This is a genomic window from Koromonas humicola, from assembly GCF_059726255.1.
The window spans coordinates 179,148-202,824 of record NZ_AP040873.1; the positions used below are offsets into that span (position 1 = coordinate 179,148).

Below are 23,677 nucleotides of genomic sequence, written 5' to 3' on the forward strand. Positions count from 1 at the left end.
CACATTAGGGTCTCGCGCAGTATGCTCAAATCAGCACTCATAGATTCGAACGGAGAGATTTCGATGGAATGGTTGAATTTAGTGCGGGCGCGCCGATCGGTTCGGCGATATCGTCCTGAGCCGGTGCCGCAGGAGATCGTGAAACGTTTGCTGGAAGCTGTTCGAATGGCACCTACGGCAGGGAATTTCCAGGCTTATGAGATTTACCTCGTGAGTGGCTCCGAGCGCATGAAGGCGTTGGCCGGAGCGACGTTTAACCACGACTGGATTGCGCAGGCCCCGATGGCGCTCGTCATCTGCACGAATGCGGCGCGTTGCGAATACGACAACAAGGAACACTGGGCTCTGCAGGATGCAAGCATCGCTGCGACGATAGCGCATTTTACGGCGGCTGATTTGGGTTTGGCGAGCTGTTGGGTCGGAGCATTCATTCCGGCAAAGGTGGCAGAGGTACTCGAGATACCAGTCGGGCATGTGCCGATGGCGCTGCTGCCGATAGGGCATGCGAATGAGACGCCCCAGGAGAGCCCGCGCCGTGGCATTACAGAATTTGTGCACGAGAGGAAATGATGAGGGGTAAAGGTTTCAAAGTTTCGAGGTTTCAATGTCAAAGCCGAATCGTTTGATGATTGGTGACCTAGAGCGATGAGCTGAGATTGGAGCGGCGGCAGGGATCCTTTGCCTACGGCTCAGGATGACATCCATCCAAATGATGGATGTTCGAAACGTTGAACCTATGGAAGTTTGAATCTTGTCCCTACGCCCGCGTTCTTTGCTCGGACTTGTACTGCTGCAGGCGCTGGCGAATTTCGTGAAGCTTGGTCACCTGTTCGGCTGCCAGGGGGCGCTCGCAGCCGAGTTGCTTTACCACAAGCGCGATCTTGGCGAAGTGCTCCACGGTTTCCATGTTCATATAGGCCTGCATCAGATCGCCGCCATAGGTGACGACACCATGATTGGCCATCAGAACCGCGTCGTGGTCAGGGATAAACGGCTCCAGCGATTCGGAGAGCTCGGAGGTACCCGGCGTGGCGTAATGCGCTAGCGGCACGGAGCCAAGCGAGAGAAGAACTTCGCTGATGAGTGCCTGATCGAGCGCCAGTCCGCAGGCGGCAAAGCCGGTCGCTGTCGGTGGATGAGCGTGCACGATCGCGTTGACGTCCGGGCGCATGCGGTAGATGGTCATGTGCATGCCGATTTCGCTGGTAACGTCGCGGAATCCGGAGACTTTACGGCCGTGCATGTCAACGACCAGCAGGTCCTCGGCGGTCATCATGCCTTTGCAAATGCAGGTCGGTGTGACCAGGACCGATACCTCATTCAGGCGCACGGAGATATTGCCGTCAGTGGCGGCAATCAGACCGCGCTCGTGCAACATCTTGCCGAAGCGCAGAATCGCAAGCCTGGACTCGTAATCACTCATTGCCGGTTCATTCCCATCCGAAAATTCCCGCTCCACGCATACTACCGTAGCCTCAAGCGCTCCGCCACTTTTTCTGTAATCACCTGCTGATTCAGAGGGCGCCCTATAATCGAAATGTGCTTGTTTCCGAATTTGATTTTCCTCTACCCCCGGAGCTGATTGCCCAGCATCCGCCAGCCCAGCGTGCGGCTTCGCGGATGTTGCACCTGAAACGCTCTCAAAATGGCGAAGTCGCGGGCGAATTCTGCCTTCGCGACACGGTTTTCACCGAATTTCCGTCACTCCTACGGCCGACGGACCTAGTTGTCTTCAACGATACCCGCGTGCTTCCGGCACGGCTGTTTGGGCACCGAAGCGGCAGTCGCGCGCAGCTTTTGAGTCCGGCTAATCCGGCCTCTCGCGACTTCCTGAAGGGACGCGTTGAAGTGCTCCTGACGCGCCGTCTTCCGGGTGATGACCAGCGGTGGCAAGCACTTGTGCGTCCTGGAAGGAAGATCATGCCGGGCGAGCGGCTGTACTTTCCCAATGCGTCTGGCCAAACCCAGCTTGAGGCCGAAGTGCTCGAGCGCGGCGAGTTTGGAGAGCGAACGATCCGGTTCCTGCCCGTGCCGGACTTCTTCTCCCGGCTTGAGGCATTGGGGCATATACCTTTGCCGCCATACATTGACCGCGAGGATACGGCGGAGGATCGCGCACGGTATCAGACGGTATTTGCCCGGGATCCCGGTTCGGTAGCCGCGCCCACGGCGGGACTGCACTTTACCGAGGAAATTCTGGCCGAGATCCGCAGCAAGGGCGTTGAGACCGCGACCGTTACGCTCCATGTGGGGCTGGGTACGTTTGCGCCAATTCGCACGGAAGTGGTCGAGGAACACAAGATTCACACCGAGTGGTATCAGATTTCGGAGGAGACGGCTGAGCGCATCTCGCGAGCTAAGCGCGAAGGGCGGCGCGTGGTGGCTGTTGGGACCACAACCGTGCGCACGCTGGAGTACGCTGCCGGGCAGAATCCTCCCACGCCGGGTGAACCACAGCAGATCACGGCTCACAGTGGCGAAGCCGATATTTTCATCTATCCGGGATATCGCTTTCGTGTGGTGGATGCCATGCTGACGAATTTCCATTTGCCGAAGAGCACGCTGCTGATGCTGGTGTCAGCCTTTGCTGGGCGGGAAACGACTCTCAAGGCATACAATCACGCGGTCGCAGAGCGCTATCGGTTCTTCAGCTATGGGGATTGCATGTTCATCGAGTAAAGGGCAGGAGGAGCATCGGACCATGCCCTCCTGCTTCTGATTTGTTAGCATTTGAGTCGTGCCAGCCAAGAAGAAATCCGCTACTGCCGAAGTTCCTGCTGCTTCTCACACCTCGGTTCTACCTCCAGAAGGCAAAGGGCGCGTCTTTTTGATCGATGCGTACTCGTTTGTCTTTCGCGCCTATCATGCGATGGCCCGACAGAGGCCGATGTCGACGCGCTCGGGATTGCCCACGGCAGCTACATTCGTATTTGTCAATATGTTGAACAAGCTGCGTAAGGACTTCGCGCCGGAGTACATCGCGGCAGTGTTTGATATGGGGCCAAGCTTCCGTGAGGAGCAGGCGGCAGCGATGCCCGCTTTGAAGAAGCGCGACAAGGAAACGGGCGAAATCGTTGAAGTGGCCTACGCGGGTTACAAGGCCAATCGTGCCGAGATGCCCGAGGATTTGCGTCAGCAGATCCCGTATATTCATCGCGCGCTCGATGTGTATCGCATTCCGATCCTGGGCAAAGAAGGATTTGAAGCCGACGATGTTATCGGTACGCTGGCTCACCGGGCAGCCGAGGCGGGCTATGCGGTTTACGTGGTCAGCAGCGACAAGGACATGATGCAGTTGGTCAACGGCAATGTCTGCGTGCTCAACCCTCCGAAAGACAATCTGATCTGCGATCCCGAGAAGGTGAAGGAAACGCTTGGCGTGAGACCCGAGCAGGTGGTCGATCTGATGGCGCTTCGTGGCGACTCGATCGACAACGTTCCGGGCGCGCCAGGCATTGGTGACAAGGGGTCGGTAGAGCTTATTCAGCAATACGGGTCACTGGATGCTCTGCTGGAGCATGCGGCTGAGGTGCAGAGAAAGACTTATCGCGAATCGCTGCAACAGAATCGCGAGATGATTCTGCTGAGTAAGGAACTGGTGACGATCGACTGCAATGTGCCGATCGAGTTTGAGCCAGAGGCAATGCGGGCCAAAGATCCGGACGTGAATGCAGCTCGCGAACTCTTTACGGAACTTGAATTTAGCGGGCTGCTGAAAGAATTCCTGGAGGAAGGCGAGGCAGTCGGCGAGACGAAGTACGGCGAATTGACCTCGGACGTTCTGGATGCAATTTCGAAATCGAAGGACGTTGCTGTTGCGTTGAGTGCAGCGGCGCAGTTAACCGAAGCCGAGTCGAGTAAAGCGGCAGCAGAGGCAGGCGACATTGCACAGACGGACGAAGCGCCGGAGCAGGGAGTGCTCGCTTTGGGCGAACCGATGCCTGTTGCTGCAGCACCACAGGAGAGCCAGCCGATAGCGCTTTCAGTGAAGAAGGCCGAGAGCTACACGTCAGACCTGAATGGTGAGCACCGAACGGGGATCGCCGAGGTGCTCGCAAATCCGAAAATCTCAAAGGCCGTTCATGACGTGAAGTCCACAGTGCATGCGTTGCGCGACACGGGGCTGGCACTCGATGGAGTGGAACACGATACGATGCTCTACTCCTACTTGCTGGATCCGACGTACAGTTCGCATACTCTGCCTGAGGTAGCTCTGCGCAGGTTGGGGCTGAAACTGACGGGATCGCTGGCTGAGGCGGCGGACATGACGTTGCGGCTGGCTGAGACTTTGCGCGAGGAAGTCAACGCGGAGCCGGAGCTTGAATGGCTCTATCGCGAGGTCGATCTGCCGCTTGCATACGTATTGCACGGGATGGAACAGGCGGGCGTACAGCTTGATTGCGCCGTGCTGGCCGATATGTCGCAGAAGCTGCAGGGTGATATTCGACGGCTTGAGCGCGATATTTATGGCCTAGCCAGGGTGGAATTCAATGTAAATTCGCCGAGGCAGCTTGGCGATGTGCTGTTCAATCAGATGGGTCTGCCGAAGCCGATCAAGTACGGCAAGGGTAAAACGATTTCGACGGCACAGGATGTACTCGAAGGCTTGGCTGGCGATCATGAAGTCGTGAGATTGGTGCTGGAATTCCGCCAGCTTACGAAGCTTAAATCGACATATATCGATTCACTCCCACAGCTTTGCCGAAATGGAAGATTGCACACGAGCTTCAATCAGGCGGCGACAGCAACAGGGCGGCTGAGCTCCACGAATCCGAACTTGCAGAATATTCCGATACGCACTGAGTTGGGGCGTGAGATTCGCGCTGCGTTTGTGGCGGCTCCGGGCAAGACGCTGATTGCAGCGGATTACTCGCAGATTGAGTTACGGCTTCTTGCGCACTACTCGCAGGACAAACTGCTGGTCGATGCATACCGCACGGGCAAGGACATTCACACGATCACGGCGGCGGAGGTCTTCGGGATTCCGCCGATGCTGATCGATGCTGAGCATCGTCGCCGAGCGAAAGCGGTGAACTTCGGAATTGTGTATGGAATTTCGCCGTTTGGATTGGCTCAGCAGTTGGGGATTGAGCAGAAGGAAGCGAAGCAATTCATTGAGACTTATTTTGAACGCTATGGCAGCGTTCGAGGATTCCGCGAAGGAGTTTTGGAGCAGGCGCGCAAGGATGGGTTCGTGCGCAATCTGTTTGGACGCAAGCGGCCGATACCCGATTTGCTGAGCAAGAATCCCAACCTGCGCGGCTTTGCGGAACGCACGGCGGTGAACACTCCGCTGCAAGGGACGGCGGCTGACTTGCTGAAGATTGCGATGATCCGGCTTGACCGCGAGATCCGCAAGCGCGGGTTGCAGGCGCAGATGCTGCTGCAGGTGCATGACGAACTTGTGCTGGAAGCTCCCGACGACGAAGTTGAGACCGTGAAGGCTCTGGTGAAGGAGTGCATGGAAAATGCACACGAGCTGAGCGTTCCGCTTGAGGTCGAAGTGAGTGCGGGAGCGAACTGGCGCGATATGGATTGAGGTTGAGGCCGCGTGCCTGCACGGCAGCGCGGCCTTCAGATCGATCTAGAACACAATGCTGATCGCGATGCCGGGACGGCTCGGGTACCGACGATTGTACAAGTAGTACCCACCATCTACGTAGTCGATGAATACATCCTCTGATTCATACCAGTTCGCGGCCCAGTACTCCGGGAAGGGCTCGACTGGGGTGAACCAATAGCCCGAATACTGGAATCGGGGCGCTCCGCCTACAACCATGAAAGGCAGACTGTAAACGCGGAAGAAGTGTGCGCGTCCGTAGTGCGTGCGGAAGTAGCAGTCAGGAACTCGGTATCCGGTGTATCCGCCGCGCTGTACCCACGTTCGGTGTTCTACGTCCCACTGATGCGCGCGGTAGGCTGCCCAGTGGTTGCGCTGTTGCATTTGCTGTTCACGGCGTTGCTCTCCCATTGGGCGAAGTTGGCGGCGCGGACCAATCTCGCGTGCAGTAGGTGGCTCATCGCGACGAGGTTCGAAGCGCTGCGGGTGGGGCTGAGCCTGGATGCGCTGCTGTTGCTCTCGCTGCACGTGTTGAGGCGGTTGCGCCTGCGGTCTCCGGTACGATTGAGGTTGTTCCACGCGCTGCGGCGGTTGCTGTATGTGCTGTGGACCTTGCTGCGCCCGAGGTGGCTGGTGCTGTTCTGGAGCACTTGGGTGCTGCTGTTGCTGAATCTGCCCGTGCTGGGATTGTTCGGGCCTGCCCTGGTCGCGATTGCCGCGGTCGTGCTCCTGGCCGTGCTGAGCGTAAACTGGCGCGACCGCCAAAAACGCGGAGAACAATGCAACTCCGGTGAATCGAATCGCTTTCATAACCGAAACTCCGTTCTCGTAAGCCGGTAAGGAAGGCTTCGTTCTTTAACCGAATAGAAGCAGACGAATGATGCTAATGGTGTAACCAGACGGCTTATTCGGCACGCCATTCATGATATGAGAAACACGGAACGATAGCTTTTGTTGCGACGTAATGTTGCGAGGCTAGGGCAAGAATGGGAACGCCTCGTACTCGGGATGAAATGAAAAACGGCGTGCACGCGATGGTACACGCCGTATCTGAAGTTAAGCTGGTTAAACGCCAATCGTCTTTTCTAATGCTGCCGCGACGGAGTCCACGTGTTTCTGCATCAGTGTTTCGCTTTCGGCTTCGACCATTACACGGGCGAGTTTTTCGGTGCCGGAATAGCGAACCACGAGGCGTCCGTTCCCATCCAGTTCTTGCTCGGCGGCGCGAATTGCATCGGCGACTTCGGGGATGTCTTTCATCGGAACTTTTTCGCGCACGCGCACATTACGAATCTTCTGCGGGAATACCTTGAATTCTGCAGTCAGTTCTCGGAGTGACTTGCCCGAGCGCGCGACAACATCGAGAACGCGAAGCGCGGTGAGAAGTCCGTCACCGGTCGTAGACTCGCCATCCATGAAAAGGATGTGGCCTGATTGCTCACCACCAAGCACAGCGTGCGTCTTCAGCATGTCCTCAAGCACATACTTGTCACCCACGTTGGAGCGAAGCATCTTTATACCGTGAGAGCGCAGAGCTTTCTCGAGTCCGAGATTGCTCATGGTGGTGGCTACAACCGTGTCTTCGGCAAGAACGCCACGAGCTTTCATATCGAGAGCCGCGAGCAGCAGAACGGCATCCCCGTTGACGACATTTCCTTCAGCATCGCTGAACAATGCGCGGTCGGCATCGCCATCGAGCGTGACTCCGAGATCGAACTCGCCTGCACGGCGCTTCAATTCCTCCGCCACGTGTTCGGGGTGCAATGCTCCGCAGCCGTCGTTGATGTTGCGGCCGGTGGGCGAGGTGTGGAGAGCCTCCACTTTGACTCCGACGCGGTCTAGCAGTTCGGGACCGACCACGCTGGCGGCCCCGTTGGCGCAGTCGATTAGAACGCGCATTGTGGCGAGCCGCTTGGAATCAACGTTGGATGCGAGCCAGCGCTGGTAATCAGCGCGTAGGGCGGCGCGACCGGGGAGGATTTCAGACATCAGGTCCGTGTCATCCTGTTTTTGTGCGAGAAGCTGATCGAGGTGCTCGAATATCTCGACTTCGATTTCATGCTCGATCTCATCGGCGAGTTTCATGCCGTTCTGGCCAAAAAGCTTGATGCCATTGTCCTGCCAAGGATTGTGCGAAGCCGAGATGACAACTCCGGCAGCAAATCCGTGGGTGCGGGTGAGATAGGCAATGCCGGGAGTCGTGAGAACTCCAGCACTGGCAAATCCGCATCCTGCATCTCGCAGACCGCGGGCCATGGTTTCGGCGATCCAAGCGCTGGATTCGCGCGTGTCCTGCCCGAGAACGACTCGGGAGTCAGGTGAGCGGCGTACAAGGCGCGTGCCCAGCGCGCGTCCAATGGCGTAGACCGTAGTGCGGTCCAGGGGGTATTCGCCGGCGACTGCGCGAATACCGTCAGTTCCAAATAGCTGCCTCATAGATTTCCGTACAGGAGCACCAACTAAGGGACTCCAGCTTTCGAAGATGATTTTTGAGTTCTTACGATCACGTGAATGGGGGTTGAGCCAGAGATGTGCACAAGGGGGTCGGGAAGGTAAGCCATGGTCTCAAAGCTTGCCTGTCCGGCGACTCCTGTGACATCCACCGCGTCGGTGGCTGCACTCTCAATGGCCTTCACGTGGCGTGCGGGGCCCGTTACTGTGAGAACAGCAGGGTCGGCTGCGACAGATTCAATCCGGTATCCCGGAGGTAGAGTTCCAACCACACGCGGGCGCACAGGAATTTGTCGCGTGGCGCGAACATCGAAGACGATGCGTAAGCGGCTTGGGGTTACCTGCATGACCTCAACTTCATGCGGCACCTGAATGTGGTCGGGTGTTAGGTCGTAAGTGTGTTCCCCCGGAGCGGCACCCTCGAGATTGACAACGGCATGCACCCCGGATTGTGCGAGCTCGCGCAAAACTCGTGCGGGTCCACGAAGCCGGATCTGCGCCTGAGGAATCACGTCGGATGAGTAGTCGAGATTCTTTGGGGGATGAGCGAACTCGACTGGCACTAATAAAGAGACTTCGGATACAGGATCGCGAGCAACGCCGTACCACATCAGGACGGCGATCATTACCGAAGTGAGCTTCAGTAAGAGGTTATCGAAGAGAAGATGTCGCACGCGCGTGATCACAGCGTGTCCTCCCGCTCGGCATCGCGTTGCTGTGAACGCAAGGTACGATCGTCAGTTCGGGGGCGCAGAGCCTCGATTGAACTTGGAGTGAGGTGCGTTGCTCCGGGCTCGGGAATTGCCGGCGGCACATAGCGCATCAGCAGTTCGCTAAGGCGCTGGCGAAGGCGTTCGGGAGTAATCTCGCGCTCGACTTGCCCACCGACGGCAATCGAGATGCCTCCGGTCTCCTCAGAGACGATCACAGAGACGGCGTCGGTTTCCTCGGTGATGCCGATTCCTGCCCGATGTCGCGTACCGAGTTGCGTGGAGAGAAGAGGGTTCATCGAGAGCGGCAGGAAGCAGGCTGCGGCGGCAATCCGATCCTTTTGCAGGATCACGGCGCCGTCATGCAGTGGTGCACTAGGGCGGAACAGAGTCGCAAGCAAATCGTAGGAGAGATGCGCGTCCAGGGCGACTCCACTTTCGATATAGGTGCGGAGTCCAATTTCACGCTCGATGACGATGAGTGCGCCAGTCTGATCCTGCGAGAACGTGCTGGCCGCCATGACAATGTCGTCGTACGTGTCGATAGTGCCATTCTGCGAACCGCGAGTGAGCGTCAAGTTGCGTCCAAGCCGTGCCAGAGCTTGACGAATCTCAGTCTGGAAAATGACGATGAGCGCGAAAATGCTATACGGCAGGATGGTGCCGACCAGCCAATCAAGCGTACGCAGGTTGCTGAGATGCGCAATGTAAAACGCAATCACCAGGGCGCCCACGCCCGTCAGCATGGTGACGGCGCGCGTTCCTCGCACCAGCAACAGAAACTGGTAGATCAGGAAAGATACAAGCAGAATGTCCAGAATTGATCCGGTCGTCAGTTGCGGCGAGTATCCAGATAGATTCGGGAACTTCGGCATGGTCTCCTCAAGAAATCTGGGTTGAACGGCACAAGGACGCGCCTATATCGGAACTTGTCATTGTAAAGCAGCGCACAAACGAATACAGCTTACATAGCTGATTCTTGAGCTTTCGTAACCTTCTGTTTGGAATCCCCTGTTCGGACTCCGAACTCAGGTCCGGTCAGTGGGAGGCGAAGCAGGCAAAACGGATTCGACCCGAGCCCGCACCTCGCCTCGCGCAAGACGCGCCTGGATCGCGTCCCCGGCGGCGAGTTGGGAAGCGTCTTTCACCAGCGTGCCGGAGGCATCGAAAATCAGCGAATAGCCGCGCTCGAGGATCGCTACCGGCGACAGGGCAGCCAACTTCGCTGAGGCTTGGTCGAGCCGCGACCGTCGCTGCATTAAGCCGTGGCGAAGCGCTGCCGAAATACCCTGTGTACGAGCAAGCAGGTCGCTTTCCCACGTTTTGAGCTGCTGGCGCATATCGCGCTGCTGTAGTCGGGAGGCTGCCATTTCCACCTGGCGGTGCGCATCGGACAGTCGCGCCCGGGTCAGGCTCTCAAGCCGGAACTTCAGGTCATCAACACGCTGCTGCCGTCTGGCGAGTAAGTCTTCCATGCGGCCGAAGACACGATTCTGCTCCAAGGCCATTAGGCCCTGACGAGATGCTAACAATTTGTACTGCATTGCCCGGCGCAGGCGTTCGCGAAGAGAACAAACGTTCTCTTGAAGATCATGCTTCGAGCGGACCACGATTTCTGCGGCCGCGGATGGTGTCGGAGCGCGAAGATCGGCCACGAAGTCGCAGATTGTGAAGTCAGTCTCGTGCCCTACTGCAGAAATAACAGGAATACGACTGGAAGCTACGGTCCGGGCTAGCGGTTCTTGATTGAAGGCGGCGAGGTCTTCGATGCTGCCGCCTCCGCGGGCAACGATGATGACATCGACGGCATGCTCTGAGCCCGGTTCCTGTTTGTTGAAGAATCGAACGCCTGCCGAAACTTCGCTTACTGCGGCTTCGCCTTGAACTTGCGCAGGAAAGATGAGCACGCCGAGCGACTCGTGCCGTCGGCGAAGCACGTTGAGAATGTCGCGAATGACCGCGCCTCGGGGTGAGGTAACTACCCCAATGCGCCGGGGAAGTGCTGGGATGGGCTTCTTCCGTTCCTGGGTAAAAAGTCCTTCGGCGGCGAGTTTCGCTTTCAGTTGCTCGAAGGCGACCTGGAGCGCACCGGCTCCCATGGGCTCCATGTATTCGGCCAAGAGCTGCATTTCGCCGCGGGCTTCGTACATGGTGATGCGTCCGCGAGCGATGACCTGCATGCCATTTTGAGGCTTAAACCGAAGCAGTCGCGCCTGTGTGCGGAACATCACAATGCGGAGTTGGGCGTCACCATCCTTCAGAGTCAGGTAGAGGTGACCGCTATCGGCAGGGCGGCAATTGGAAATCTCGCCTTCGACCCACACATCCGGAAATCCCTTTTCCAGATGGTTGCGAACAGCCGTGACCAGATCGCGAACACCGTAAATGCGGCGTGACGGTGCTTCGGCTACCTTGAAGTCGAAAGAGAACTGAGAATCTCCCACGCGGGCATTCTAGCAGGAGCAGGGAAGGGTAGAGCCTATGCAGGTCTGTTACCGGCGGAAATTCCGCAGCAACCACATCACAAATGTCAGCAGGACGCTTAGCAGGATCGACGTGGCAATCGGAAAATAAACACGCGTGTTGCCGCTACGACTACGCCACTGTACGTCTCCGGGCAGCCTTCCCAAGGGAATCCCCAGGCGCGAGCCAAGCATTATGACGGCGCCGATTGCGACCAGCACCAACCCTACAGCCAACAGAGTTTTCCCGAGGTCCGCCATCGCCTCAGTTTAGCAAACTGCGATCTGTGTTCGGCGCGACAGCCCGCATGGAAAGACCGAGCGAATTGGGCAAGCAATACACGACTTTGTGCATCCAACCGCATGACCGCCGGAGTGAGCTCGCCTGGCTCGAAGCATTGCAGGCAGCACACCAGCGGCTCGTAACTATGAATCGGACAAACGAACAGCTCCGGGCCGTTTACCTTCTATGCTGCATCGTCGCGTGCCTTGTGCAGCTCCAGGCAGTGGCTGCGGACCGACCTCCGATTCCCACGACTCAGGCCCCCGCGATGGGGATGACAGCGAACGAGATTGTGGCGCGGCTGGAACAAGGTAACCAGCAGAGGGCCGCTGCGCTGCGAGGGTATGAAGGAAGACGGTTCTACACTCTCGTTTACCACGGTTTCCCTTCGAGTCGGCAGGCTGAACTCGAGGTGATTGCGCGATATCAAGCGCCGAACAGCAAAACCTTCGACATTGTTTCCGAAGAAGGATCGAAGGCGATCCAGACGAAGGTCTTTGCGAAGCTGCTGGAGAGCGAGCGCGAAGCGTTCCAGGCGGAAAACCAGCGGCACACCGCACTCTCGATAGAGAATTACGAATTCATATTGCTCGGCTCGCGACCCAGCCCATATGGTGGGTGCTACCGGCTAAAGGTAGAGCCACGTAGGGAGGACAAATTCCTCTACCGCGGCGAAATCTGTGTGAATGCAATTGATTTTGCCGTGGAGAGCATTGACGCTGAGCTGGCTAAGAACCCTTCGTTTTGGCTGAGGAAGACACATATCGAGCACCACTACCAGAAGGTGGGCGATTTCTGGCTACCGGCCTCCAATCAGACGATCACCAATATGCGCATGGGCGGCACGGCGACTCTGAATATCGTGTACTCGCAATACGAGCTGCACTGATCGGCGTCCAGAAATAAAAATGCCGGAGCTTTTCGGCTCCGGCATGCGAAGGTAAATCTCCAAAAATTAGAAGTGGTAAACGAGCTGGATCGAGGGCTCGGGAACGTGCGTCTTCAGCTGCGTTCCGAAGGGCTCGCTGGTCAGCTTGAAATCCGGCGACGTGCGAAGCAGACCGCGGTACTGCAAGCGAACGCCCCAGTGGTCGGAGAACTTCAGGTCGGTTCCGAAGCCATAGGCGAAGGCTGGCTTGGTCTCGGTTTCAGGATTGCCGCTCGTAGTGAATCCACCATCGACAGGGCCAAAGTGCACCATGCCACCGCCGAACATTGCGTAAGGCTTCACCCGGTCGTTAGAAGGAAGCCGGAAGATATAGGTGCCGATGACTTCAACGTTGTCCGAAAGCACACGGGTGAATGTGCCGCTCTGGAAACCATTACCCTGGAAGAAAAGTTCAGAAGCGCGATTAGCAGTAACCGCCAGGCCAATTGCGCTGTGGCGGCCGAAATCGTAGCGGGCATCAACGACAGCGCCGATCGATTTCGTGGTGGATTGAGTATTGGCAGCTCCGTTCGCTTCCAACGTTTTCGAGGTAAACGTTGCGGCTGGGAAAATTCCCTGGCCGCCTACACCGATGGAGATATTGGAGACAATGCCCTGCGCGTGTGCCATGCTGCCAAACGCCAGTACGGTGATGAGAATCAGCTTAAGTTTCAAAACTCTCTCCTTTACTTGGGGACAACGGCGACGAGACTGGGAACCAGTTCAACACTGCTTGAAAGGTCCTCGGCGCCAGTCGAAGTTCCGATGCCAGTGGTACTGTCAATTCCGACTGCGAAGCGATGTAGCGTCGATTTGCCAGTCGTTGCGTCATGAGTTCCAACGAACACATAGCGACCGTCGCTGAGAACGCCACCGCTGAGGGGAGTGATCGAGTTGCCATCTGCTGTGGCCATCGTGAACGTTGCGTTGCCGCTCATGTCGTAGCCGTGAATGATCGACTCAGCAGTGCCGCAGGCCGACACTCCGTTCGTGGATGGGTATCCGGTGATGAAAGCCTGCTGCAGACGCGGTGAGAAGCTAACCTGTGGCGACGAGCAGGACACTCCTGCTGTGGTCGAAACGGGCGAGTTCACCGTGACAATCGATTTGCAGACATTGCCGACGAGCGGCGTAGATCCTACCTGCGAACTGCTATTCACGCTGTAGTTCAGCCATTGATCGGTGGACGATAACCCGATCACGTGCGACACACCGTTGATGACCGTGGTATCAAGCGCCAGTGGAGTGCCGCTCGGAGCAGGCACAGTCTGACGGAACGTGTCGTTGCAAGTGGAATACGTTACGAGCTGATCGCCGCTGGCAATGTAGGACTGGCCATCGGGAATCCAAGCCAAGGCGTTCACTGCCCCTTTTGCGCTGCTCGCCGCAGTCTTCACGAAGGCGCCATCCTGATAGACGTACACGCCTTGTGAACCGGCAATCCAGATGTTGGAGCTGTCTGGTGCAAACGCAACCGAGGTGATTCCGGGAATGGTGTAACGAACCGCATTTCTCGCGGTCGCTGTGTCAATGAAGAACACCAGACCGTGTGCCAGATCGGAAAGCACTACGTAACGGCTGTCGGGAGAGACACCCAACACTTTGCCGGTGACGATATCCGTGCTGAGGCCGCCCGAAACTGGGAACGTCTGGATGGAGGATTGGTACGTGGTCAGGTCAACCACTACGAGTCCTGCATCGCTGCCCAGGTAAGCCTTGGTTCCATTCGGTGCAACTACGAGCGAGTTCGGCAGATTCGCCAATTCCACTCGCTGTGCGACGGCCATCGATTCGCTGTCGTAAACGAGCAGACGATGCAACGAGCTCGAAACATCGGCGGAGTTTGTCACCAGCACGAAACTGGAAGACGTCCCCTTCACGGTTACGCCGATCGGGTTGCTGTAGATCGGATAACCGAAGCCAACCTGACTTCCACTCGTCGGTCCCGCGGGAGAGGTGAAGTTCTCTACAGCGTTGTTGCAAGTTGTCGGCGAACAGGATGCCATGATGCTGAACTGTCCGGAGGTGTTTGCCGCCAGCTTTGCAGTCAAAGGCACAACCGTGGTCAGCGATCCGGTGACGGGATTGGATGGAACGTAATTAAGTGACAGGTTCGTTACGGGATTGCCGTTCAGGTCCGTGGCAGAAGCCGTGACATATTTCTGATCACCCTTGTTGAGGGCCAGGTCGCTTGTGCTGCCGATGGACGTTGGCAATTTACCGCTCACATACGCCGAGGTGCCAATCGTTATCGCCGCCGGTGGGCAGGTCGCGAATGCCAGTGGAGCACTGATTGTGCCATTTAGCTTTGCGTAGATATTCGCCACGCCAGGAGCACGCGCCGTAACGAATCCGTACGCGCTTACCTCCGCTACGTTGGAGTCCGAAGACGTCCATGTGTAGTCGTTGGTGCGCACGGTACCGCCGGTGACTCCACTGAAGTTAGGAGTAGCAACGTACTGAACGTAGTTTCCTTGCGAAACGCATCCAGTCGGCGAATACGTGTGATTGGTAGCGGAATCCGCTGCACTGACTCCCACCGGAGCGCTCAGCGAAATGCTGGTTGCGCGCGGGTGAATGGTCACCAGCGTGGTGCCGCTTACGCTGTGAGTGGCGTCAACTGCGGTGATAGTCACTTGTCCAGACGGTAAGTCCAACAGCCCGGCATTTTGCGAGCTTTGCGGGAACACCGTCGGGGTGCAGGTGAGATAACGAGTGTCCCACTGTCCGGCGCAAACTTCGCCGGAAGGAGACACGGTCACTCGCGAGTCCGACGAGTAGAACTTGATCGTCGGCTGCGGCGACACGGGGCTCGGTGTGCTGTTCCTATACGAAAGATCAACGGTGGCGCTGATCGAGGACCAATCTCCGGCATTCAACGTAAATTGGTCCGGCGATACGACCACCGTATATTCTTCGTTAGCTTCGGGTTGGGTGCTGCTCTTCACCGAGCTTCCACAGCCGGACAGCAGGCCGGCAGCACCAACCGCAAGAATTAAAGTCAAGAACCGATTCATGCACCCACCTATCGGATGGTGATCCAGGTCGGAGCGCCTTCCGCACTAACGGATGCCGGGCTCTGTATTCTTACTTTTCCTGTGTTCTGGTCCAGTTTGTACTGGAACACCTTGTTAGCGCTGGTATCAAGGATGAAGAACGCGTTGTTCGAACTGGCGATCGACAGGAATGCAGGGGTAGTACAGCCGGTTCCGCAGTCATAAGGAGACGCGGTAGTCGTGATTACACCGTTGGCGTCCTGTTCGGAGCCAATGACTTCCGTCAGTTCGCCAGTGCTCGTATTGACCTTGAAGGACGAGATGTTATGCGAGCCCTGATTGGCAATGAGCAGGTAACGGTTGTCGCTTGTCGTTGCGCCAGCAACGGGGTTCGAAGGTGCGGTCCAGATTTTTGCCCCGGAGATCGGGTCATCAGACGTGTGCGCCGGGTTCTCGTTAAAAGGCGATCCCGCCATTGCCGTCAACACGCCCGTTCCGGAGGTGTTGTACCCAAAGATGCTCGGTGTCGCAATGTTGATTCCGAGTTGATTGTTCGTGCCAGTTGCAGTCTTGTCGAGCACATACAGGAAGTTGCCGTTGCCGGAAAGCACGAGGTAGCTCGGATTATTTCCGACCGGAAGCGTCGAGGACAAGGTCGCCACGCCCGAAGAGGTGTTCAGCGTGAAGCTCAACACTGCCTGCTGGTTCGGAGCGAGTCCGTAAAGGACCGAGCCGCCCGGCGACATAACCAATTGCGTAATGGCGTAATTGATCTGTGCCGAACTGCCAACCTGCGAGAGAATGCCGGTCGAGTTATCGATCGAATAAACGGCAAGTCTTTGCGTGTTGGGAAGTGCGACGTACAGGAAGTTGCTGCTGGGAGCGATCACCAGTGAACTGGCTGCGCCGCTGACAGGGTAGGTGTCAATCTTGGTGCTGAGTTCGCCGTTGCCCGAACGTGTGTAGGCGTAAATGTTCGTGCCGGCCTTGTCCAGGAAGTACGCCCACTTGCCGTTTGGAGTGAACTCCAGAACTTTGGGTGACGCCGGAGTATCCTGTGGGGAGATACTCGACTTGGTTAGAGTGCCGTCGGTGTTCACTTTGAATACAGTGAATCCGGTTCCCGTAGAATTGCTGATGTAAGCCAGCGTACCGGTGCTTGTAACTCCACCACAGCCGACCGTGAGTGCCAAAAGACAAAGTGCGGCTGTAAAGCCGATCAAGCGCTTCATGCAAGCTCCCAGGGCGAAGCGGATGTGCTACGCCCGTCTTTATTCGAAAAATCGATCCTACCTAATCATAATTCGGGCAGACCACAATTCACCCTTAAGTTAAGCAGCAATTCGGGTAAATTTTCCTATCTCGGATTGTGAGATTCTACTCTATAGCTCGCAATTTCGGCCTGTCCTAATTTGCGTTGTGCCGGGTTGCCGGGTTACTTTCCGAATTCGGACGATCTGCCTGATGGCATTGCGAGGTTGTTCGGCAGTCGCGGCGGAAGACTTCTGGGACGAAGAGGGGACAACTTGGAGCTAAACCTTGACTCGGTAGAAAAGCGGGTATTGGGCGCGCTGATGGAAAAAGAAATGACCACGCCGGAGTATTACCCCTTAACTCTCAACGCGCTGCAGGCGGCCTGCAATCAGAAGTCAAATCGCGACCCGGTGATGGAACTGACCGAGTCTGAACTCCGTGAGGCTTTGCATCGACTGGAAGAGAAAGGTCTGTCAGGCGTGGCCAGAACCGAGGGTAGGGTTGCCCGTTTCGAGCATCGAATGGGGGACGCGCTCAATCTTGGTCGGCGCGAGAGCGCGTTGTTATGCACGCTGCTTCTGCGCGGTCCACAGACTCCGGGAGAGTTGAGAGGCCGCAGCGAGCGCATGCATCGCCTCGAAGACCTGGACGAAGTGCAACTGGTCCTGCAGAAGTTGATCGAGCACGATCCGCCACTGGCAAAGCTCTTGCCTCGTCAGCCTGGAACCAAGGAAGCTCGATATAGTGACCTGTTCGGGGATCAGCAAGCGACCGGCGATGTCGCAAAGGGCACCTCGGCGCCGGCGACTCATTCTGATTCGGGAGATGAAAGCCGAATTGAGGCTCTAGAAGCAGAGATTTCCCAATTGCGGGCGGAGTTTGAGTCTTTACGGCAGCAGTTTGCAGCCTTTAAGAGCCAGTTCGAGTCTTAGTCCTATGAAACCGCCGCGGGGCGGCGTAGCATTGCCTATCTTTGATATAGACGAACGTGGGGACGAGATGAGCGCGATAACCGAAACACTGTCCAGCGAAACAAAGATATCTATTCATCCGCCGAAGCGCCTCCTTTATGGACCCGGCCCGACGCAGGTGTATCCACGCATCTACCATGCAATGTCGCAGCCAGTGGTAGGCCATCTTGATCCGTACTTCTTTGAGGTTGCGGACCAGGTCCGGAAAGGCCTGCGCGCGGCTTTCGGGACCAAGAATGAACTGACAATGCCGATTTCGGCGACGGGTTCGGGTGGCATGGAAACCGTCATTGCCAATTTCATCGAGCCCGGAACGAAAATCGCGATTCTGGTGAATGGCTACTTCGGAGAGCGCATCACCGAGATGGCGAAGCGGCACGGCGCGAACATCGTGCGACTGGAAAAGCCGTGGGGTGAAGCGTTCGGCGATGCCGAAGCCGCTGAATTCATTCGCCGCGAGCGTCCGCAGGTTGTGGCGTTTGTGCAGGCCGAGACCTCGACCGGTGTGTATCAGCAAAGCAAGGCAATTTGCGACGCCGCTCATGAAGTGGATGCCATCGTAGTTGCCGATTGCGTCACCTCGCTAGGTGCCATGCCGGTGGAGATCGACGCAAACGGAATTGACGTGGCGTATAGCTGCTCTCAGAAGGGCTTGAGCGCGCCTCCGGGATTGAGCCCGGTTACGATTTCGCCACGTGCGCACGACCGCTTGCGCACTCGCAAGGAACCAAGTCGGAGTTGGTACTTCGACCTGTCGCTCATCGAGGACTATCTCGACGGACATCGCTACCATCACACAGCTTCGGCGACGCTCTACTATGCAATGCGCGAAGCTCTGGCCATCATCGACGAAGAAGGCTTAATTAACCGCCAGCAGCGGCACAAGCGTGCACATGATCGTTTTGTCGAAGGTGTGGAGCGCATGGGGATCACGATGCATGTGGCTCCGGGCCATCGCATTTGGAACCTCAACACGCCCCGCGTGCCTGAGGGCGTGAACGAAGCTCGCGTCCGCACGTATCTGCTCGAAAAGCATGGAATCGAGATCGCGGGAGGCTTCGGGCCGCTCGCGGGCAAGATCTTCCGCATCGGATTGATGGGGCCGCTGGCGACCGATGAGGGCGTCGACCGAATCCTCGCCAAGTTGGACGAGGCGATCAAGGAAACGGCGTAAGAACAGGTTTCAAAGTTGAAGGTGTCAAGGTTTCAAAGTCATGTAGACACTAAGGGTGCGGCTTTATGCAGCACCCTTAACTTTGAAACTTGAAACTTTAGAGCCTCGAAACCTAAGCTCTACTCTTGGCTTATTCGGCCGTCGATGGGGCGGCGTCCGGAGTAGCCTTCTTCTGTGCCGTGCCAGTGCGTGATTGTGGGTTCTCCCATTCTCCAGCAAAGCAGAACGATCTCTCCGTCAACACGACATGGGAAGTCGAGAAGCCCGATCTCCAGATCTTTCACCTGCACGCCAATGGCGTTGATTTCCGATAACGTGTCTTTGGCAATCTGGATGGCCTTTTCTCGCTCGGCCTTGCGTGCGGCAACGGCGCGCACATCGACCAAGGTTCCGCCGTTCAAGAAGATTCGCTCGCTCAGGTCACTGAATTCCTGATCGACCTCTTCTGCCAGCGCCTTGGATTCAATGGACCTGCGCAGCAGGCTCTCCAAAACCGGGAGCATAGATTGTGCTTCACGCAGCGTAAAAGTTCGCATAGTCGGCTCGCGCACCTCCATTCTATCTCGATTGCCGCCCGGTGCTTTTGGCAGGGCGACAAGGCCGCGCTCTCAGGCGCGGCCAGTGCACTCTGTTCTCCTCGTGTGGCCTCGACGGCCATCACTTATCAGCCCTTAATCTGCAACATGCGATCCAGAGCTACTTTGGCCCAATGCTTAACGGCAGGACGCACCTTGATCTGGTTCACTACGTTCCCGTCGACCAGGTTCTCCAACGCCCAAGCCAAATGCTGTGGCGAAATACGATACATCGTTGTGCACAGACATCCTGAGTCGTTCAACGTCAGGACCGTTTTATCCGGATGCTGCTTGGCAAGGCGATTTACGAGGTGGATCTCGGTTCCAATCGCGAACTTGCTGCCTGCTGGAGCTTCTGCCACGAGTCGGCGCAACTTGTCGGTGGAGCCAGTGTCGTCGGCCTTCTGGCACACTTCCCAGCGGCACTCGGGATGCACGATCACCCGGATGTCCGGGAATTTTGCGCGCATGCGGTCCACGTGTTCGGGAAGAAAGCGCTGGTGTACGGAACAATGCCCCTTCCACAGAATCACTCGCGCTTTGCGCAACTGATCAGCCGTGAGCCCGCCCTGCAACTGATATGGATCCCACACGACCATCTCGTTCAATGGAACCCCGAGAGCGTACGCCGTGTTGCGTCCGAGATGCTGGTCGGGGAGGAAAAAGAGCTTTTCGTTTCGCGCAAAGCCCCATTTGACTGCCGAGGTGGCGTTGCTGCTGGTGCATACGGTTCCGCCGCGCTCGCCGACAAACGCCTTGATGGCTGCGGCTGAATTCATATAGGTCAACGGCGTTATGCCATTTCCTGCATCGGTGGTGATGCCGAGGCGCACAAACTGTTCCCATGCGTCTTCGACCTGCGAGATTTCGGCCATGTCGGCCATCGAGCAACCGGCGTTCAAGTCCGGCAGGATCACCTGCTGATCTGGACGCGCCAGGATGTCGGCGGATTCGGCCATGAAATGCACGCCGCAAAACACGATATAGCGCCCCTTGGCTTGTGAGGCCAGTTCCGAAAGGCGCCAACTGTCTCCCTGATAATCGGAGAATGCGATGACTTCGTCGCGCTGATAGTGATGCCCCAGAACGACACATTGCTCGCCGAGAATCTCGCGGGCAGCTTGAATGCGGGCGTCACACGTGTGGTCCGGCAGGACGAGGTAGTTGTCCAGGGAACACGTGGAATTCGTACTAACTGCAGTAGCCAATTTTATCTGCCTTCAGTTTTCGCCGTTGCCGAATTGCCAACGCGAAAACGGGGATGTTGAAAGCGCTATCTCCGGCTCCAGCGGATGCACATACCAAAAGGTCCCACCCGCGGGGATGTTGAAGCCGTAGTCTTACTAGGTGTTAATGATGCCCTAAACAGGAGAAACGAATCAACTAATTTGGCCTACCGAAGGCGAAAGTGGGACTCATTAGCCTCCGATATGAACCATGGTTCGACCTGGTTGAACGAATCCGGGCTCTCCGATGTGATGGCGCTCTTCTTTATGAGCCACCGCGTATTCAATTAATTTCGCGAGTTCATGGTCGCTTGCGCCATCCCGAAGCGCTCCATGCAAGTCGTGTTCACGCAATGAAAATAGACATGTACGGATCTTTCCATCGCTCGTGAGCCGGATCCGCGAACACGCTCCGCAGAAGGGACGCGTCACGGGGGCGATCACGCCAAATTCGCCGACGACATCGTCGAATTCGTAGCGCCGAGAGGTCGAACTGGGTTCATGTGCGATTTCGTGGAAGGGCGCATACCGTGTCATGCGGTCCAGTATCTCGCTGAGTGGGACGAGGACGTCGCGGCTCCACACGCGACCTTCTTCCAGGGGCATGAACTCGATAAACCGCACGATCACCTGCTCCTCACAGGCGAAGCGGCCAAAAGCTTCGATTTCGCTGTCATTGAACCCGCGAAGGAGCACGCAATTCACTTTCACGGGAGCGAGCCCAATCTCACGCGCTTTCCGCACGCCCGCCACAACCGATTCGTATCCTCTTGGCACGCGCGTGATTCGCGCGAAGCGTTCAGGGTCAACGGCATCCATGCTTACCGTAACGCGACCGAGCCCAGCGTTCTTGAGCGGTTCAGCCATTTCGGCCAGCAGATGTCCATTCGTCGTGATTGCCAGTTCCGGGGGCGTGCCGTTCCTAGTGCGCAGATGTGAGAGTTCGCGCACGAGTTCCACAATGTCGCGCCGCAGCAGCGGTTCGCCTCCGGTCAAGCGGATTTTAGCTATTCCCAGTGAGACAAAGACGCGCGCCATGCGCAGGTAGTCTTCGAGCTTCAGTTCGGGATACTGCGGCCCGTCGTTGCCGGTGCGGCAATAGACGCAGCGGTAGTTACACCGGTCGGTGATGGAGATTCGAAGGTCTTGGATAGTACGGCCAAACTTATCCTGTAGGGGCATCCGAAAGCCGGCAGCCAACGCCGGAACTCTTGTTAGATGCACCACCGGTTTCCACGACTCCGTCATACATCTATGCAGGCGGACAACAAAGAAGGCCCGGAATCCCGGGCCTTAAACAGATTTGCAAGGAGGACGAAACGCCTACATCTTGAGATGCTGATTCAGCTAGTCACGTTGCTTCTTACATGCCGTCGTAGTTTGGCCCACCGCCACCCTCGGGAGGTACCCAGGTGATGATCTGGTACGGGTCCATGATGTCGCAGGTCTTACAGTGCACACAGTTCGACGGGTTGAGGTGAATTCGCTTTTTCTGAGGATCCGTTGGGCACTCTTCCATCTCGTACACGTTGGCAGGGCAGAAGAACTGGCATGGGTTGCCATATTCCTTCGTGCACCGATTTGTGCAGATATCGGTGTCGTGGATGATGAGGTGCGCAGGTTGATCCTCTTCATGCCGCGTACCGGAATGATACAGGTCCGTCAGCTTGTCAAAGGTCAGCTTGCCATCGCCTTTCGCCCATCCTGTGAGTTGCTGGCGCTCGCCCGCATGTCCCATAACGTCCCAGAGCGGGAGCATGCGTTCGTGTCCGGCGTGTCCGGGGTAGCGGTTGCGGATGCCGTAGCCGCCTGTTGCAAGCAGTAATCCTGTGTTGAGCATTCCGGTCAGGAATCCGTGCTCGAATCCCTGATGGAAATTGCGAACAGGGTAGAGCTCCTTCTTGATCCAGCTCTCGTCCACTCTCTGCTTATATCGGCTGAGCTGCTTTGCGCTGTTATCACCTGCAAGCCATGCTTCGAAGGCAGTTTCAGCCGCTAGCATTCCGCTCTTGATTGCAAGGTGAATGCCCTTGAGCCGCTGCGAGTTCAGGAAACCGGCGGAGTCGCCGACGATCATCCAGCCATTTCCACCCAGCGGAGGCATCGACCACCAGCCACCATAGGGCATCGTCTTGGCCCCATAGCGCACAAGCTTGCCGCCTTCGAGCAGTTTGGCCACAAACGGATGCTGTTTGAATGACTGCAGTACGTGTTGCGGATCGGTGTGCGGGTCGGGATAGTCGAGGCCAGTGACAAAGCCCATCGAGACCGTGTTGTCCTTGCCCCCGTAGATCCATGCGCCGCCGTACTCCTTCGTGGTCAGCGGATACCCCATGGTGTAGATCACTTCACCGGGCTTGATGCGGCCTTCGGGCAACTCCCACAGTTCCTTTACGCCGACACCATAGGTCATGGGATTGCAATCGGCGCAGAGGTCAAACTTTTCCGTAAGTTGCTTCGTGAGCGAGCCCCGGGTGCCTTCGGCCAAGATCGTGATCTTCGCTTTCAAGTCATATCCCGGCTCGAAGTTCGCCTTGGGCTGGTTCATTTTGTCCACGCCCTTGTCGTCGGTGCGCACACCTACAACCTGATCGCCGTCGAGCAGCAACTCGCTTCCGGCAAAGCCGGTGAATACCGTAATGCCCGTCTCTTCCACCTTCGACCCGAGCCACTTGGCAAAGCGATTCAGGCTGATGACGTAGTTTCCGTGATCCTGCATCGGCGGAGGCGTGATCGGCGCTTTGAAGGCCGACTTGCGGGTCAGGTAATAAACACTGTCACTCGTGACCTCGGCTTCAATCGGAGCTTCCTTCCGCCATTCAGGCAGCAACTCGTCCATTGACTTGGGATCGAGCAGCGCGCCCGAAAGACAATGCTGCCCAATCTCGCGTCCCTTCTCGAGGACGTAGATGTTTTCCTTCGAGAGCTGCTGGTCGGGATGTTTGGCGTTGTGCTCATCAATCAACTGCGACAAGCGCAGTGCGCAAGCCATTCCTGCCGGTCCGCCGCCAACGATCACGACGTCGGCTTCCATCTCCGGGTGGTCGATACCTTCTATGGGAGTTCGGAAGATCATGGAACCCTTTC

The 23,677-nt window shown here is 57.1% G+C and carries 20 protein-coding genes; 6 read left to right on the forward strand and 14 right to left on the reverse strand.

Going from position 1 to position 23,677, the window contains the following annotated elements; translation table 11 throughout:
- The first annotated feature begins 63 nt into the window (after window positions 1–63).
- Entirely contained in the window at window positions 64–570 is a 507-nt protein-coding gene (locus AC6IZD_RS00775; protein WP_497785769.1) for a nitroreductase family protein, read from the forward strand.
- Window positions 571–757: 187 nt separating this feature from the next.
- Here AC6IZD_RS00775 and AC6IZD_RS00780 read toward each other — a convergent pair whose 3' ends face one another.
- Window positions 758–1,423 carry a class II aldolase/adducin family protein gene (locus AC6IZD_RS00780; protein WP_497785770.1) on the reverse strand — a complete coding sequence of 222 codons (666 nt, stop codon included), beginning with the start codon at window positions 1,421–1,423 and terminating at the stop codon, window positions 758–760.
- A gap of 116 nt (window positions 1,424–1,539) precedes the next feature.
- On the opposite strand from AC6IZD_RS00780, the gene queA reads away from it, so the two are divergent.
- Both queA and polA read left to right on the forward strand, forming a co-directional pair.
- Window positions 1,540–2,679, forward strand: coding sequence for a tRNA preQ1(34) S-adenosylmethionine ribosyltransferase-isomerase QueA (gene queA / locus AC6IZD_RS00785; protein WP_497785771.1), 1,140 nt, complete (start codon window positions 1,540–1,542; stop codon window positions 2,677–2,679).
- 58 nt (window positions 2,680–2,737) lie between these two features.
- Window positions 2,738–5,539 (forward strand): DNA polymerase I, encoded by a 2,802-nt coding sequence (polA, locus tag AC6IZD_RS00790; RefSeq protein WP_497785772.1) that lies wholly within the window; start codon window positions 2,738–2,740, stop codon window positions 5,537–5,539.
- Window positions 5,540–5,584: 45 nt separating this feature from the next.
- On the opposite strand, the gene AC6IZD_RS00795 is transcribed toward polA, so the two are convergent.
- The 6 genes from AC6IZD_RS00795 to AC6IZD_RS00820 all read right to left on the reverse strand — a co-directional run bounded on the left by AC6IZD_RS00795 (window position 5,585) and on the right by AC6IZD_RS00820 (window position 11,444).
- Window positions 5,585–6,370, reverse strand: a complete 786-nt coding sequence (locus AC6IZD_RS00795; RefSeq protein ID WP_497785773.1) for a hypothetical protein — start codon at window positions 6,368–6,370, stop codon at window positions 5,585–5,587.
- Window positions 6,371–6,625: 255 nt separating this feature from the next.
- Entirely contained in the window at window positions 6,626–7,996 is a 1,371-nt protein-coding gene (glmM, locus tag AC6IZD_RS00800) for a phosphoglucosamine mutase (RefSeq protein WP_497785774.1), read from the reverse strand.
- 23 nt (window positions 7,997–8,019) lie between these two features.
- A complete protein-coding gene (locus AC6IZD_RS00805; RefSeq protein WP_497785775.1) occupies window positions 8,020–8,697 on the reverse strand; it encodes a CdaR family protein in 678 nt (225 codons plus the stop codon).
- Window positions 8,694–9,596 carry a diadenylate cyclase CdaA gene (gene cdaA / locus AC6IZD_RS00810; protein ID WP_497785776.1) on the reverse strand — a complete coding sequence of 301 codons (903 nt, stop codon included), beginning with the start codon at window positions 9,594–9,596 and terminating at the stop codon, window positions 8,694–8,696. The genes AC6IZD_RS00805 and cdaA overlap by 4 nt, the downstream gene beginning before the upstream one ends.
- Window positions 9,597–9,749: 153 nt before the next feature.
- Window positions 9,750–11,165, reverse strand: coding sequence for an exodeoxyribonuclease VII large subunit (xseA, locus tag AC6IZD_RS00815; RefSeq protein WP_497785777.1), 1,416 nt, complete (start codon window positions 11,163–11,165; stop codon window positions 9,750–9,752).
- A 48-nt stretch (window positions 11,166–11,213) separates the two neighbouring features.
- Window positions 11,214–11,444 (reverse strand): DUF2905 domain-containing protein, encoded by a 231-nt coding sequence (locus AC6IZD_RS00820; protein ID WP_497785778.1) that lies wholly within the window; start codon window positions 11,442–11,444, stop codon window positions 11,214–11,216.
- 167 nt (window positions 11,445–11,611) lie between these two features.
- On the opposite strand from AC6IZD_RS00820, the gene AC6IZD_RS00825 reads away from it, so the two are divergent.
- Window positions 11,612–12,355, forward strand: a complete 744-nt coding sequence (locus tag AC6IZD_RS00825) for a DUF5686 family protein (protein WP_497785779.1) — start codon at window positions 11,612–11,614, stop codon at window positions 12,353–12,355.
- 66 nt (window positions 12,356–12,421) lie between these two features.
- Here AC6IZD_RS00825 and AC6IZD_RS00830 read toward each other — a convergent pair whose 3' ends face one another.
- From AC6IZD_RS00830 to AC6IZD_RS00840, 3 genes are all read right to left on the reverse strand, one after another.
- Window positions 12,422–13,069 carry an outer membrane beta-barrel protein gene (locus tag AC6IZD_RS00830; protein ID WP_497785780.1) on the reverse strand — a complete coding sequence of 216 codons (648 nt, stop codon included), beginning with the start codon at window positions 13,067–13,069 and terminating at the stop codon, window positions 12,422–12,424.
- A gap of 11 nt (window positions 13,070–13,080) precedes the next feature.
- Window positions 13,081–15,342, reverse strand: a complete 2,262-nt coding sequence (locus tag AC6IZD_RS00835) for a YncE family protein (RefSeq protein WP_497785781.1) — start codon at window positions 15,340–15,342, stop codon at window positions 13,081–13,083.
- Between the two features lie 77 nt (window positions 15,343–15,419).
- On the reverse strand, window positions 15,420–16,622 hold the full coding sequence (locus AC6IZD_RS00840) for a lactonase family protein (protein WP_497785782.1): 1,203 nt from the start codon (window positions 16,620–16,622) through the stop codon (window positions 15,420–15,422).
- A 294-nt stretch (window positions 16,623–16,916) separates the two neighbouring features.
- On the opposite strand from AC6IZD_RS00840, the gene AC6IZD_RS00845 reads away from it, so the two are divergent.
- Complete coding sequence (locus AC6IZD_RS00845; protein ID WP_497785783.1) at window positions 16,917–17,576, forward strand: YceH family protein; 660 nt, start codon at window positions 16,917–16,919, stop codon at window positions 17,574–17,576.
- A 4-nt stretch (window positions 17,577–17,580) separates the two neighbouring features.
- The gene (locus AC6IZD_RS00850; protein ID WP_497785784.1) at window positions 17,581–18,789 is read left to right on the forward strand and encodes a pyridoxal-phosphate-dependent aminotransferase family protein; all 1,209 of its coding nucleotides are present in this window, start codon (window positions 17,581–17,583) and stop codon (window positions 18,787–18,789) included.
- Window positions 18,790–18,908: 119 nt separating this feature from the next.
- Here the strand turns inward: AC6IZD_RS00850 and AC6IZD_RS00855 are convergent, their stop codons facing one another.
- From AC6IZD_RS00855 to AC6IZD_RS00870, 4 genes are all read right to left on the reverse strand, one after another.
- The gene (locus AC6IZD_RS00855; protein ID WP_497785785.1) at window positions 18,909–19,325 is read right to left on the reverse strand and encodes a DUF2203 domain-containing protein; all 417 of its coding nucleotides are present in this window, start codon (window positions 19,323–19,325) and stop codon (window positions 18,909–18,911) included.
- Window positions 19,326–19,453: 128 nt separating this feature from the next.
- A complete protein-coding gene (nadA, locus tag AC6IZD_RS00860; protein ID WP_497785786.1) occupies window positions 19,454–20,572 on the reverse strand; it encodes a quinolinate synthase NadA in 1,119 nt (372 codons plus the stop codon).
- Window positions 20,573–20,782: 210 nt separating this feature from the next.
- The gene (gene moaA, locus AC6IZD_RS00865) at window positions 20,783–21,814 is read right to left on the reverse strand and encodes a GTP 3',8-cyclase MoaA (RefSeq protein ID WP_497785787.1); all 1,032 of its coding nucleotides are present in this window, start codon (window positions 21,812–21,814) and stop codon (window positions 20,783–20,785) included.
- Between the two features lie 139 nt (window positions 21,815–21,953).
- Entirely contained in the window at window positions 21,954–23,666 is a 1,713-nt protein-coding gene (locus tag AC6IZD_RS00870; protein ID WP_497785788.1) for an electron transfer flavoprotein-ubiquinone oxidoreductase, read from the reverse strand.
- Window positions 23,667–23,677 lie beyond the last annotated feature (11 nt).